This window comes from Cyanobacteria bacterium FACHB-DQ100 (assembly GCA_014695195.1).
GTDB lineage: Bacteria > Cyanobacteriota > Cyanobacteriia > Leptolyngbyales > Leptolyngbyaceae > Leptolyngbya.
In genome coordinates, this window is sequence record JACJNW010000032.1 from 1 (window position 1) to 13,338 (window position 13,338).

Annotated in this window: 9 protein-coding genes; 6 read left to right on the forward strand and 3 right to left on the reverse strand. The window is 47.8% G+C overall.

Annotated elements, in window-relative coordinates; genetic code table 11:
* Positions 1-518: 518 nt before the first annotated feature.
* The gene (locus tag H6F51_17105) at positions 519-2,414 is read right to left on the reverse strand and encodes a 1-deoxy-D-xylulose-5-phosphate synthase (protein ID MBD1824192.1); all 1,896 of its coding nucleotides are present in this window, start codon (positions 2,412-2,414) and stop codon (positions 519-521) included.
* Between the two features lie 327 nt (positions 2,415-2,741).
* Here H6F51_17105 and H6F51_17110 point away from each other — a divergent pair, with 327 nt between their 5' ends.
* Both H6F51_17110 and H6F51_17115 read left to right on the forward strand, forming a co-directional pair.
* Entirely contained in the window at positions 2,742-3,368 is a 627-nt protein-coding gene (locus H6F51_17110; protein ID MBD1824193.1) for a hypothetical protein, read from the forward strand.
* Between the two features lie 56 nt (positions 3,369-3,424).
* On the forward strand, positions 3,425-5,722 hold the full coding sequence (locus tag H6F51_17115) for an RNA-binding transcriptional accessory protein (GenBank protein ID MBD1824194.1): 2,298 nt from the start codon (positions 3,425-3,427) through the stop codon (positions 5,720-5,722).
* Here H6F51_17115 and H6F51_17120 read toward each other — a convergent pair.
* Positions 5,719-6,930: an acetate kinase gene (locus H6F51_17120; GenBank protein ID MBD1824195.1), complete on the reverse strand. Its 1,212-nt coding sequence runs from the start codon at positions 6,928-6,930 to the stop codon at positions 5,719-5,721. The two genes, H6F51_17115 and H6F51_17120, sit on opposite strands and share 4 nt — an antisense overlap.
* Positions 6,931-7,164: 234 nt before the next feature.
* Positions 7,165-7,425 (reverse strand): photosystem I reaction center subunit PsaK, encoded by a 261-nt coding sequence (psaK, locus tag H6F51_17125; GenBank protein MBD1824196.1) that lies wholly within the window; start codon positions 7,423-7,425, stop codon positions 7,165-7,167.
* Positions 7,426-8,481: 1,056 nt separating this feature from the next.
* On the opposite strand from psaK, the gene H6F51_17130 reads away from it, so the two are divergent.
* The 4 genes from H6F51_17130 to H6F51_17145 all read left to right on the forward strand — a co-directional run bounded on the left by H6F51_17130 (position 8,482) and on the right by H6F51_17145 (position 13,336).
* Positions 8,482-9,510: a response regulator gene (locus H6F51_17130; protein ID MBD1824197.1), complete on the forward strand. Its 1,029-nt coding sequence runs from the start codon at positions 8,482-8,484 to the stop codon at positions 9,508-9,510.
* 35 nt (positions 9,511-9,545) lie between these two features.
* Positions 9,546-9,923: a response regulator gene (locus tag H6F51_17135; protein ID MBD1824198.1), complete on the forward strand. Its 378-nt coding sequence runs from the start codon at positions 9,546-9,548 to the stop codon at positions 9,921-9,923.
* A 3-nt stretch (positions 9,924-9,926) separates the two neighbouring features.
* Positions 9,927-10,436, forward strand: coding sequence for a chemotaxis protein CheW (locus tag H6F51_17140; protein MBD1824199.1), 510 nt, complete (start codon positions 9,927-9,929; stop codon positions 10,434-10,436).
* A gap of 95 nt (positions 10,437-10,531) precedes the next feature.
* Entirely contained in the window at positions 10,532-13,336 is a 2,805-nt protein-coding gene (locus H6F51_17145) for a GAF domain-containing protein (protein ID MBD1824200.1), read from the forward strand.
* Positions 13,337-13,338: the final 2 nt, after the last annotated feature.

Here is a 13,338-nt window from a genome sequence, read left to right on the forward strand (position 1 = left end):
TAAACTATTCTGTTGTATATCGGTTCAAGCACTGTGAAGTGCGTCGCTTTCGCTCGGCTTCCCTCACCGCTTAATCAATATAGCCGGAACAGAAGGAGGATGTCAAGCAGGTTGACCAAAAAAATTTCGGGTTTCGTTTTGAGGTCAGGCTGGATTCATATCTAGTCTTGCTACACAAGAGCTTCAAAAATTTTGGCAGGATTGGAAGATTCATTCAGGGGAACTATCTCCACTGTCACTGCAATCAGTCCAGCCTCTGCTGCTTTCTATTTGATTGCCACTGCCTACTTCTTGCATCCATAAATGCTTATAGTCCCACCAAGATGCTTTTTCACCTTGCGGGATAAACCATTTAGCAATGCTCATAAAAGCTTAAAGCAGTCCTAAAACTGACACGACCGCTACAGCAAGAGGCACAATCTGATGTCTCATACCCTTAATAAAATAAATATTCAGCACAGTATCTGTACTGATGATACAAACACTGCGCTGAACATTTCAGAATAAAGTTCAATTGCCTAAACTGCTGCGATCGCACTCCCTTCTTTCACAAACGTCTTCAGAATCCGATCCGCCATTTGTGGAGGAGTTAATCCTAATTCCGCTTTCGATTCATCAGGAGTTGCGTGATCGACCAGAATATCAGGAATACCGATGCGAGTGACTGGGACAACGACTTCGGCATCCATTAGGGATTCAACGATCGCGCTTCCAAATCCACCAGGTAGACAACCTTCTTCAAGTGTGACCACTCGACCGATTTTCTGGGCTAAGGGGAGAATTAGCTCTTCATCAAGCGGTTTTGCAAATCGTGCGTTGATTACGGTGGCTTCGATGCCATGTTCGCTGAGAATCTCAGCGGTCTGCATTGTAGGATAGACCATTGAGCCATAGCCGATCATTAACAGATCGTCGCCTTGACGGAGAATTTCGGCTTTACCGATCGGTAGTTCCTCCCAACCTTCTTCCATCAAGGGCACACCATAACCATTGCCACGAGGATACCGCATGGCGATCGGGCCTGAAGTGTGATTGATGCCAGTGACGAGCATTCGTTGTAGTTCGGCTTCGTCCTTGGGAGCCATTAGCACTATGTTGGGGATCGATCGTAAGTACGCGATGTCGTACATTCCCTGGTGAGTGGGCCCGTCTGAGCCGACGATGCCAGCGCGATCCATGCAGAAGAATACAGGGAGATTTTGGATACAGACATCGTGGACGATTTGATCGTAGGCGCGTTGGAGGAAGGTGGAGTAGATGGTTGCGACAGGACGCATTCCTTCGCAAGCTAATCCTGCTGCTAGGGTCACTGCGTGTTGTTCTGCAATGCCGACATCCATGTATTGTTGCGGAACTCGCTTCTGGAAAATATCAAGTCCGGTTCCCGTTGCCATTGCTGCGGTAATACCGATGATGCGCGGGTTATTCTCCGCCAATTTGCTCAGGGTTTCTCCAAATACTTTGGAGTAGCTTGGGGGCTTGGGCTTTGAGGAGGGGATAGCTTTTCCGGTGGCGAGGTTGAATGGAGTTTGGGCATGATAGCCGACTTGATCCTGTTCGGCGATCGCATAGCCTTTTCCTTTCACCGTTGCGACATGAACAAGGACTGGCCCAGGATGTTTATGCGCTTCTTTGAAAGTCGCAATCAACTCCTCAAGATTGTGTCCATCAACTGGACCCATGTAGGTGAAGCCCAATTCTTCAAAAACGGCTCCAACTTTTGGCACAGCAAGCCGCTTCATTCCTTCTTTGAGGCGGGACAGTTCTGGAGAGAACGGCATGTTTTTCATCTGTTCTTCCAGGTTGTCTGTGAGAAATTGAACGGGCGGACTCAGGCGCATCTTGTTCAGATAACGAGGAATCGCACCGACGTTGGGAGAAATTGACATCTCGTTGTCGTTGAGAACGACAAGAAGATTCGTTTTCGGTAGGTGTCCAGCATGGTTGATTGCTTCGAGTGCCATGCCGCCTGTGAGTGCGCCATCGCCAATAACAGCGGCAACTTTGAAGTTTTCGCCTTGAGCATCGCGTGCCAGTGCCATGCCAAGTGCGGCAGAGATGCTGGTTGAGGCGTGACCTGCACCGAAATGATCGAACTTGCTTTCGCAGCGTTTCAGGTAGCCCGCAACGCCGTCTTTCTGTCGAAGCGTGTGGAAATCAGCATAGCGCCCAGTAATTAGCTTGTGGGGGTATGCTTGGTGTCCAACATCCCAGATCACTTTGTCGCGATCGAGATCCAGGGTTTGATAGAGGGCGAGGGTTAATTCAACGACACCCAATCCAGGGCCGAGGTGTCCCCCAATCGCTGCCACAGTTTGCAGGTGCTTTTCGCGGATTTGACGCGCGATTTGCTGAAGCTGAAAAATCGATAATCCATGCAACTGGTTTGGGTGTGTTAATTCACTCAAATGCATACCGGGGTATCCTTCGGATGATGTGATGTGAGCAGTAGACGGATCTACTCTTATCACTCTAGTTCATCGGGGGTAACGATTCGGAGTATTCGTATGCAAATCGCAACTTTTCTTGTGATAAAAGTTTAGGCGCGATCGCGTTCATTAGAAACACTTTATGCTGTGGTGATGCGGGTTATGCGTCTTTAATCTTCGTGTCGGTTCTACGGAAGGATGTGCCACAATCTTTCTGAAGTTTGCACCCGTGGGGCGAGGATTTTATTGATGTTGATGCGGAATTTAATGCAATCAAGAGGAATGCGAAGTATAACTGCATCCATCGTGGGGATGAGTTTAATTGCATTGGCGATGCCTGCTAAAGCAGGGGTGCTAGATGATTTGCTGATTCGTCCGGGTGTGGATGAGGCAGATTACGATACTTGTGCGCGGGATTTGGTGCGAGGCAAGATTTCAGCAGCAACTGCGGCGGATGCTTGCGCGAAGGCGCAGCGCCCCAGAGATTTGGGAATTTGTGTCGATCGCATTACCAGAAACAACATTGCTGGGGAGGATGCGCTTTCGGTGTGTCGGCAGGTGCGCCGTCCTGTGGAGGCTTCGACTTGTGTGGTGGATATCCGCCAGAGAGCGCCTCAAACTTCGCTAGTCAACGTTTTGAGCGGCTGTCGTCGGAGTTTGCTGCCGGAACGTTTTTCTAGATGCGTTGTAGACTTAAGCCGAGAGTTGAAGCTGGCAACGGATCAGTTGATCGCAACTTGTATCGATGCGACCGATCGATCTCGTGATGTGGTTCCAACGGTGCTGCCCGGTTCGACAACGACACCGCCTGTCACCACGCCGCCTTCAGGTTCCACTTCTCCGACCCCGCCTGTTTCTCCGGGTCAAACAACCCCAACACCCCCGACGACAACCCCAGGGTCATCTACGCCGGGAACTGTGACACCTCAACGATTCTAAGTTACACTCGGAACTCAGCAGAATTTTGGCGAACACTGAGTTCCGAATTTTTCCTCATGATCAACATTCCTCAACTTTTGGCGCAAGAGCTTTCATTACGATCGTCTCAGGTTGCAAATGCGCTGGAATTATTTGCAGAAGGGGCAACGGTTCCGTTTATTGCGCGGTATCGCAAAGAGCGAACAGGTGAGATGGATGAGGTGAAATTGCGGGATTTGCTCGATCGATTTACCTATCTCACGGAGTTAGAGGAGCGCAAGAAAAGCGTTTTGGAATCGATCGAGACTCAGGGTAAACTAACTGAGGAATTGAGAGGCAAAATTGAGGCTTGTTTGCAGAAAAATGAGCTAGAAGATTTGTATTTGCCGTATCGTCCGAAGCGCCGAACGAGGGCGACGATCGCTAAAGAAAAAGGTTTAGACAAGTTAGCAGGATATATTGCTTCTCTGAATCAGCCGCATGCAGGAGTGGCTTCTTTAGAAGATGAAGCAAGGAAGTATTTATCTGAAGAGAAAAGCGTTAAAACGATTGAAGAGGCATTACAAGGAGCTTCGGATATTTTGGCGGAGGAAGTTTCAGAGAAGGCAGAATTACGATCGTATTTACGAGAGTTTTTATTCAATACAGGTGTGTTTGCATCACGCATTAAATCTGACTACGCCGAGGGTACTACTAAGTTTGAAATGTACCGAAGTTACGAGGCAAAAGTGAAAACGATCGCACCCCATAATCTTCTTGCTTTATATCGGGGAGAATCAGAAGGGATTTTAAGTTTTGAGCTTACGTTTGATGAAGACGTAGTACAGCAATATTTAGAAACGCAAGTTGTTCGATCGAAAGTAAAAGCTGTACGAGAATTTTATCGATCAATGCTGAAAGATGCGTTTAATCGATTAATGCGAACGTCGATTATTTCAGAGGTACGATCGCAGAAAAAACAAGAAGCAGATATCGAATCAATCAAAACGTTTGAAACGAATTTGAGAGAATTATTGCTTTCGGCTCCCGCAGGAATGAAGCCGACACTAGCGATCGACCCAGGATTTCGCACAGGCTGTAAAGTTTCGGTGCTAGACCAAACTGGAAAATTTTTGAAGTATGAAGCAATTTTTCCACATACCGGAGCAGAAAAGCGCAAACAAGCTGGAGTTACACTAAAGCAATTAATTGACAAATACAAAATCGAATTAATCGCGATCGGAAACGGAACGGCTAGCCGTGAAACTGATGAATTTGTTGGGGAAGTTCTAGCAGAGATCGATCATAAACCAATCAAGGTTATTGTGAACGAATCAGGGGCTTCAATCTATTCAGCAAGTCCGGTTGCGATCGCAGAATTTCCAGAACTAGATATTACGGTTCGAGGAGCAATCAGTATCGGACGACGCTTACAAGATCCACTTGCGGAGCTGGTGAAAATTGATCCAAAATCGATCGGGGTTGGGCAGTACCAGCACGATGTTGATCAGAAGCTTTTAAAGAAAAAGCTTGATGAAACTGTTGAAAGCTGTGTCAATTATGTCGGAGTTGACCTTAATACTGCGTCGAAAGAATTGCTGATGTCTGTATCGGGCGTAAGCGCAACTGTGGCGAATAATATTGTTGCCTATCGCAATGAAAACGGAGCGTTTCCTGATCGTAAATCTCTGCTTAAAGTGCCAAAACTAGGTGCAAAAACATTTGAGCAAGCAGCAGGTTTTCTAAGAATTCGGGGTGGGAAAAATCCGCTAGATAATACGGCAGTGCATCCAGAGCGTTATGGAATTTTGGAGGCGATCGCTAAGAACTCAAATATTTCACTCTCGGAAACTGCTCAAATTGCAGCGCAACTCAAAGCAAATCTGAAAAACTATGTGACAGAGACGATCGGAGAGCCAACGCTACGAGACATCATCAGTGAATTGGAGAAGCCAGGACGTGATCCACGCGCTGAATTTAAATATGCAACCTTCAGGGAGGGGATCAAAGAGATTTCTGATCTCAAAGTAGGAATGGAGCTTGAGGGAATTATTACAAACGTGGCAAATTTCGGTGCATTTGTGGATATTGGAGTGCATCAGGATGGATTGATTCATGTTTCGCAAATGAGCGATCGATTTGTCAGCGATCCAAATCAGATTGTAAAAGTGGGACAAGTTGTAAAAGTTCACGTCCTAGAAGTAAATGAAGCGCTCAAGCGAATTAGTCTTTCGATGAAGTCTGGAGAACGTAAGCCTGTTTTTACAAAGCATCAAGATGTCAAGCATCAAGATGTAAAGAACCAAGAGACATCGAAGCGATCAGAGCAAAAGCAAACCTCTCAGAAACCAGCCTCGCTCAATGATTTGAAGTCAAAGTTCGGCAAAAAAGCTTAACTTGATCGTGAATGGCTTAATTTCCAACATTCCTGCGCGATCGCCCAATCTTCCTGCGTGTGAATAACCAAAATTCTCGCTTTTGACGATCGCGCACTAATATCCTGATCAATCGGTGAGGACTGATTTTTTTCTGAATCGATCTCGACCCCTAGCCAGCGAAATGCTTCACAGGTACGAGATCGAATTAATGCCGAATTTTCTCCGACTCCTGCGGTAAAAACGATTGCATCCAATCCACCTAAATTCGCCAGCATCGAACCAATTCCTGAGCGCAGTCTGTGAATATAAGTATCGATCGCTCTAGCCGATCTTTCTGTTTGTGAACTCACAACTTGACGCAAATCACTCGAAATTCCTGAAATACCGATCAAGCCAGATTTCTTATTTAGAATTTGCTCAATTTCGGTGATCGTGTAGTTTCCTTCCCGCATGAGGTAAAGCACCACACCCGGATCAACTGACCCCGATCGGCTGCCCATCATTAAGCCTTCAAGCGGTGTGAATCCCATTGTTGTATCAATGCTCTGCCCATCTTGAACTGCCGCCAAGGAGCAACCATTGCCCAAATGACAAGTGACTAACTTTAAGTCAATTAGCTCACGTCCCAATAACTGAGCCGCACGATTTGCACAATATTGATGGCTGATACCGTGGAAACCATAGCGCTGTACGCCCTTTTCATACCACTCGTAAGGAATTGGGTAGATACTGGCAGCAGAGGGCAAAGTTGCGTGAAATGCAGTATCAAATACCGCAACTTGAGGAACACCTCCCAAACTCTGCTCGATCGCTTCGATGCCTTGAAGATTTGCGGGATTGTGTAGCGGGGCAAATCGAGCCAGATCAGCGATCGTAGCTTTCACAGTCTGGTCAATCCGTACACTCTGACGGTAATGCTGCCCACCGTGAACAATGCGATGTCCGACAATATCAACATCGCCAGTTTGCTGAATCACTTTGGTTTTACCCTCAGAAAGCGTTTTCAGCATTTGTAGAGTGTCTGTAGCGCGATCGGTGGACTCAATTGTAGATTCCAGCCTTGTTCCATTGGCTTTAACTTTGAGGACTGCTTTTCCTGGTTGTACTGTCCAATCAATCTGAGCTTCCCAGACTGGATCGGGCGGGTCGATCGGCAAGGAGCCATTGAGATCGTAGAGACAACTTTTCTGACTGCTTGATCCAGCATTTAAAACAAGAACTTTCATAGGCAACTAAAGTCCTGAAATCCCTGAATTGACAGAACTCCATCATTCTAGTTGAATCCTGAATTGCAGCAAGAAAACGGAGCGATGCGATCAAGAACTGATATATAGCAGGGTTTCTGGAGACTGGTATATATCAGAGAAAATTCTTATGAAAGCTATCGAAATCCTACAAGAAAGCCAGAGAGAAAGTTCTCTCTGGCTACACATCTTTGAGCAACAATCAGGACTCTAGGTCTATAAAACGCCCATATTTGATAAGCCGAGGATGACACCCGCACCCAAAATATGACCAAAGCAAGTGCTTCCAATTACCGCAGGCAACCCAAACCCGCCGAAAAAGTTTGAGGACGGCATCGCAGGCGGCGCACTTGGGTTTTTCATCGTAAATTTCGCAATCGCGATCGCCAAAATATTACAAACGATCATGACTGCCGCAACATTCGGAGTCCATTCCAACGTTCTTGGCACAACAGCCAGCAGTGTAGAAGTAAACAATTGAGCTTCTCCTTCGCTTTGCAACACAATATTTTGAATAGTGAATTTCTACCAGAAACGCGAATCCCCTAGATCAGATTGCAGTAATAGTTAATGTTTCTACGTAGTTTGATACAAACCTGCGATCATACTGAGTAACTTTATATACGGATAGATGGGTAGAAATAATGGACGTTGAGCTGCTCTTACTGAGACTTCGTATTTAATTCATTTGACTGGAATACTGAGTCTCAAATAACACATGAGTTTGACGCATGAATTTTGCAGTGCCCTCTATACTATTCGCTCATCAGCTCTATTTCAGTATGTTAAAAGCTTGGATTTTGTTTTATAATTATCCCTGGAAAACAAATACTTTGCTTAGCTCCCTCGATGTGGCTGTAACCCCTAACAACCTTTGGTGGTTTAAGCTTTTTTGAGTAAAACGAAAAACACGAATATTAGTATCTCAATTTACATTCAGTATAATTTGGTTCTGAATGTTACTTGCCATTTCGGAAAGTTACCAGTACCCTATTGGTGACTCGAAATACCTAGAATTTTAATTTGCAGTTCTAGAGATATTGCAAGTCACAGAACAAGCACCGCATGTGCTCACAGCGCTAACAAATTAATTTGCTGTCGTAATCAGGAGGCTAATATTTTCTGAGGCTTTTGTTTAATCAAGTCAACAAGAATAGGATTGAACAGACTTCGCTCATTCTTGCCGAAGAAAGGGCTTGAAATTCATATCAGATTGCCGACTATCTCTGATAGATAGTTCGGGTTTTTGTGTTTAGAGACCAAATCTAAATATGAGGAAATTTCTGTTCTTTCATCAAGTTTCGGTTAAGATAGCACGACTATTCCTAGTACTGATAGTCCTAGTGCTGATAGGCTTTCTAATAAGCAAGATACTATCAGCTTTTCCGCTGATTACGAGATAACTCTGTCGATGAAAAATGCGTTGCTTTCGGCACAGCAAAGCTGTTCACAATTAGCTGTCCACAATTTATGTAGAAGCTTATGTAGAAGCGCACTTCATCTCTCGAAACCTTCGCCGAGTAATGATTAGTTATGGTGAGTCACAAACCGTTTCAACGCCTTCAGCCGCTGTCGTTGTTGGCACAATTAATCAGCCGTCGAGTCGATGGGTGCTTGCAAATCATGAGCGAATCAACCTCCTGGTTACTGTATCTCGATGAAGGCAGGCTTGCTTTTGCCACGAATTCAATCCAGCCCTTCGATCGCCTCGATCGCATCCTCGTTCAGATGAGCGATCGCACTCCCGCACTGAAGCGATTAGATCGGTCGCAATTACGACAGTTTGAGAGCGTCACCGGAAGCTACCCTGCAAATAGTGCTGATTATCAAGCGATTCAATGGCTGATTGATCAGCAGTTAATTGAGCGATCGCAAGTGCGCGAATTGGTTGAAACCCTCGCGATCGAGGTGCTGAAACCCTTTCTCACCGTCACAGAAGGGATCTATGAGGTGATTGCAAAAGCTAGCTTTTTAGACTATCCAAATCTTTGTCAATTGGACTTACGCTCGGTCGTAGAGCGCTGTCATTCTGAACTGCGGCAAGTTCCAACTTCTAGGGCAACAAGCGCTGATGTACAGACTCCAGCTCCGAGTGTCCCAACGACACCGCCGCGGCCCTTGAGCTTCACCTCTCCAACCGAGCCAGCTCCAACCAGAATTCCAGTGTCGCCGACCCCCATTACCGCCCACCAAACCGCCCGCTACACGATCGCTTGTATTGATGACAGTCCCACAGTGCTACAAGCGATTAGTACCTTTCTCAATGATTCTAGCGTCGTGGTGATTATGATCAACGATCCGGTCAAAGCGCTGATGCAGGTGGTTCGCAGCAAGCCGGACATGATTTTGCTGGATGTCGGAATGCCAAATCTAGATGGATACGAACTCTGTTCGCTGCTGCGTCGCCATCCGAGCTTTAAGCAAACCCCCATCATTATGGTGACGGGTCACACAGGTTTCATCGATCGGGCTAAAGCCAAAATCGTGGGTGCATCGGGCTATTTGACAAAACCGTTTACGCAATCGGAACTCGTCAAAATGGTGTTTCGATATCTCAATTAGCGCATTGTTTACCCTTTTTACCGCAATGAAACGTTATGAGCTTAACTTTAATGGGAACAGTTCTAGTCGTTGAAGATACACTCTCGGAAATGGAGCTACTCAGCCACTACCTCCGTGAAGGTGGATACAGCGTTGTTGGAGTTGTTTCTGCCAAGGATGCTTTGAACAAGGCGATCGAGATTAAGCCCGATGTGATTATTACCGATGTGGTCATGCCGGGAATGAGCGGCTTTGAACTGTGTCGCAGCCTGAAGAAAAACCCCGAAACTCAAAGCGTGCCGATTATTATCTGTACGTCTAAAGGGCAGGAAATCGATCGCCTCTGGGGAATGCGACAGGGCGCAGATGTCTATATCACCAAGCCTTTTACACGAGAGCAACTAATTCGTGCTGTGCGATCGGTCGGAGGATAACCCGTGGATAACTCAGTATTGACCTTAACAACAACTCGAAAGGGGGAAATTGCCCCTCCTAACCTCGGAGAAAGTTATCTCAAGTTTGAAGTCGGACAAGGCACGATCGTCGGACTGCCGATGAAGCAGGTTCAGGAAGTCGTGGTGCTACAGCCCCGCTACCTCACTCCGGTTCCCAATATGGAGCCGGAAATTTTAGGACTGATGCACCGTCGGAGCCGCGTCTTATGGGTTATTGATCTCGCGATGCTGTTGGAAGTGGGCAGGCTCGATTACAGTCCGCAGCAGTACGATATTGTGATTTTGCGAACGGGTTCGATTTCTGTTGCTGCGGCAATCAAACGAGTGGATGGGATTGCTTGGACGCTTCCAGAGGCTTTACAACCCGTTCCGAGTCATGTGAGCAAGGGACTCATTCCTTACTCTCGCGGCTGCCTTTTACAGTCTCAAGAAATAGTATTCATGCTGGATGGCGAAGCGATCTTGCAAGCGCCGCTGCTTCAGCATTCTTGATTTTTAAGGTTTGCTTTGTGTTCGATTTTGCGTTTGACTCATCAGGCGATTTGTGCATCTCATCTACTCTATTACCCGTTTGAGAACTCCTACCTATGGTTGATCAACTGAACGCAGCCCAACGGGATCAACCCGTCGATCGCGGATTTGATCCGAGTGTAATCGAGGTTTCCTCTAGGCCCGGTCTACCCTCAAGCTCTGTAACCTCCTCTAAACCGTCCAGCATCGCAGCCCTAAGACGATTAAGCCTGAAAACCAAAGCGACGACGATCGCCATCGCGATCGGTACCCTACCCGTCCTAGCGATTGGCGCGATCGCCTATTCGTTTGCCAATGCTTCGGTGACAAGGCAGGTGATCGCCACGGAAGAAACGCTGGCGACGACGCTCAGCCAGCGGGTGACAAGCTTTATGACAGAGCGAACCTCAGATCTACAAACGCTCTCCAGCTTGCCGTCTTTAACGGTGCCATCAGTACGAGATTTGGTGTCTCAAGACGACAAGCGGCTTGTGTTTGAACGCTTTGTTCAGGAGAAGGGCGTGTATGAAGGAGTGGCGCTGTTTGATTTGAACGGAAATGCAGTGCTGCAAAGCGATCGCGCCGCAATTCCCTGGCAGGGTGAGCAGGACTATTTCCGCGCCGCCCTACAGTCGAATCGCGTCTTGATTAGTCGTCCAGTGCGGGCAGACAAGACGGGTGCTTATTTCGTGTATGTGACTGCTCCGGTGCAGGAAAGCGGCACAGATAGGCGCACGGGAATTATTCGCGCCGTCCTGCCGATTAGAAACCTGGCATCGGAATTGCAAAACTATAGTCGAATCGGCACTAACTTTAGCTTGTTAGATGCCAGCAATCAAATCTTTCTGTCCTCGAAAGAAGCGCAAATCGGTCAAAATGCTGCTTCGGTTTATTCGCGGCTTTCACAAATGCAGTCGCGCCGATCGATTAATTCCCGCGAAATTAACGAAACGGTTGCCAATCAGACAAAGCCTGTTCTTGCTAGCTTTGTGCCTTGGACGGGGCGCGATCGCCTGCCCGATTTAGGCTGGGACGTGATTCTTTCTGTGCCAACCGAGGTTGCATACCAACCTCAGCGCCAGCTCTTTTGGACATTTTTGCTGGGAACTGGAGCAGCAGTTGTCGCGACGGGATTGCTGGCGAAATGGCTCGCCGATCGCGCAACTCGCCCAATTTTGGCGGCTACAAGTGCAGTTAAAGCGCTAGGGGACGGCAAGCTCGATACACGAGTCACGGTCAGCAGTGAAGATGAAGTCGGCGTGTTGCAGCGCAACATCAATCTGATGGCGGGACAACTGCAAGGCTTTGTCGATCAGCAAACCGAAAGCGCTGAACGGGCACGGTTGTTAAATCAGATTATTGTGCGAATTCGCCGATCGCTCTCGCCTGAAGATATTTTTGCTGCCAGCGTCGATGAAATTCGCGACTTTATGAAAGTCGATCGCGTGGTGATTTACCGCTTTGCACCGGATTATCTCAGCGGGACGATTACGGCTGAATCGGTTGCGCCGGGTTGGACGAAGGCGCTCGGAAAAATTGTCAACGACCCGATGGAAGCCTCGCTCGTCGATCGCTACCGGGGTGGGCGGGTGTGGTCGATGGAAAACCTGCGCCAAGCAAATCTCACCCAATGTCACTGTGAAATTCTGGAGCGGCTAGAAGTTCAGGCAAATATTGTTGCGCCAATTCTGCAAAACAAAGAATTAATTGGACTCATCTGTGCCCATCAGTGCGCCAATCCGCGTCAGTGGAAAGCGGAAGAGATTGATTTCTTTGGGCAGTTGGCAGCGCAAATCGGCTATGCCCTTGACCAAGCGTTCTTGCTGGAGCAAACTGAAGCCGCCAGAAAAGCCGCAGAGCAACTATCTGAAGAGCGCCAACAGCAGAAAGAAGAACTGCAAATGCAGCTGATCGATTTGCTGAGCGAAGTTGAAGGAGCCGTCGAGGGAGACTTAACCGTTCGAGCCGACGTGACTGCAGGTGAAATCGGCACCGTGGCAGATTTCTTTAACTCGATCGTCGAAAGTCTGCGCCAGATTGTGACACAAGTGAAATCGGCAGCCGTTCAAGTGAACGATGCCCTCAACGCTGATGAGCAAGCGGTACGGCAACTGTCCGCAGAAGCGGTGCAGCAAGCTGAGGAAACGAACCGAACGTTAGCTTCGGTGGAAAATATGGTGCGATCGATTCAAAAAGTGTCGCATAGCGCTCAGCAAGCGGCGAATGTGGCGCGGGAAGCCTCTTCGACCGCAGAAGCAGGCGGAATTGCGATGGAATTAACCGTGCAGAACATTCTGGGACTGCGCGACACGATCGGTGAAACCGCGAAGAAAGTGAAACGTCTGGGCGAATCGTCGCAGCAAATTTCTAAAGTGGTATCGCTGATTAATCAAATTGCCATGCAAACGAATTTGCTGGCGATTAACGCCGGAATCGAAGCGGCAAGAGCTGATGAAGGATCGCAAGGATTTGCGGTCGTGGCAGAAGAAGTCGGAGAATTAGCCGCACGATCGGCTGCGGCAACGCGAGAAATCGAGCAAATTGTCGCCACGATTCAGCGCGAAACTTCTGAAGTCGTCGAAGCAATGGAGCAGGGAACCTCACAGGTTGTGGAGGGAACGCGGCTCGTTGATAATGCTAAACAGAGCTTAGAAAAGATTCTCTCGGTGTCGCGGCGCATCGATGACTTGGTGCAAGCGATTTCAGAATCGACGGTGACACAGGTAGAAACCTCGGATGCGGTAACGCAACTGATGCAGGAAATCGTAGAAGTCGCGGGTCGTACTTCTTCGGCTTCACTGGAGGTTTCGCGATCGCTGCGGCAGACGGTTGGGGTAGCAAAAGAGCTACAGGAATCAGTGGGCGCGTTTAAGGTGAGCTAAAC

Coding starts and splice junctions, on each gene's coding strand:
- H6F51_17105 (MBD1824192.1), bottom strand. CDS start 2,414: ATGCATTTGAGTGAATTAACACACCCAAACCAGTTGCATGGATTATCG.
- H6F51_17120 (MBD1824195.1), bottom strand. CDS start 6,930: ATGAAAGTTCTTGTTTTAAATGCTGGATCAAGCAGTCAGAAAAGTTGT.
- H6F51_17145 (MBD1824200.1), top strand. CDS start 10,532: ATGGTTGATCAACTGAACGCAGCCCAACGGGATCAACCCGTCGATCGC.
- H6F51_17115 (MBD1824194.1), top strand. CDS start 3,425: ATGATCAACATTCCTCAACTTTTGGCGCAAGAGCTTTCATTACGATCG.
- H6F51_17135 (MBD1824198.1), top strand. CDS start 9,546: ATGAGCTTAACTTTAATGGGAACAGTTCTAGTCGTTGAAGATACACTC.
- H6F51_17130 (MBD1824197.1), top strand. CDS start 8,482: ATGGTGAGTCACAAACCGTTTCAACGCCTTCAGCCGCTGTCGTTGTTG.
- H6F51_17110 (MBD1824193.1), top strand. CDS start 2,742: ATGAGTTTAATTGCATTGGCGATGCCTGCTAAAGCAGGGGTGCTAGAT.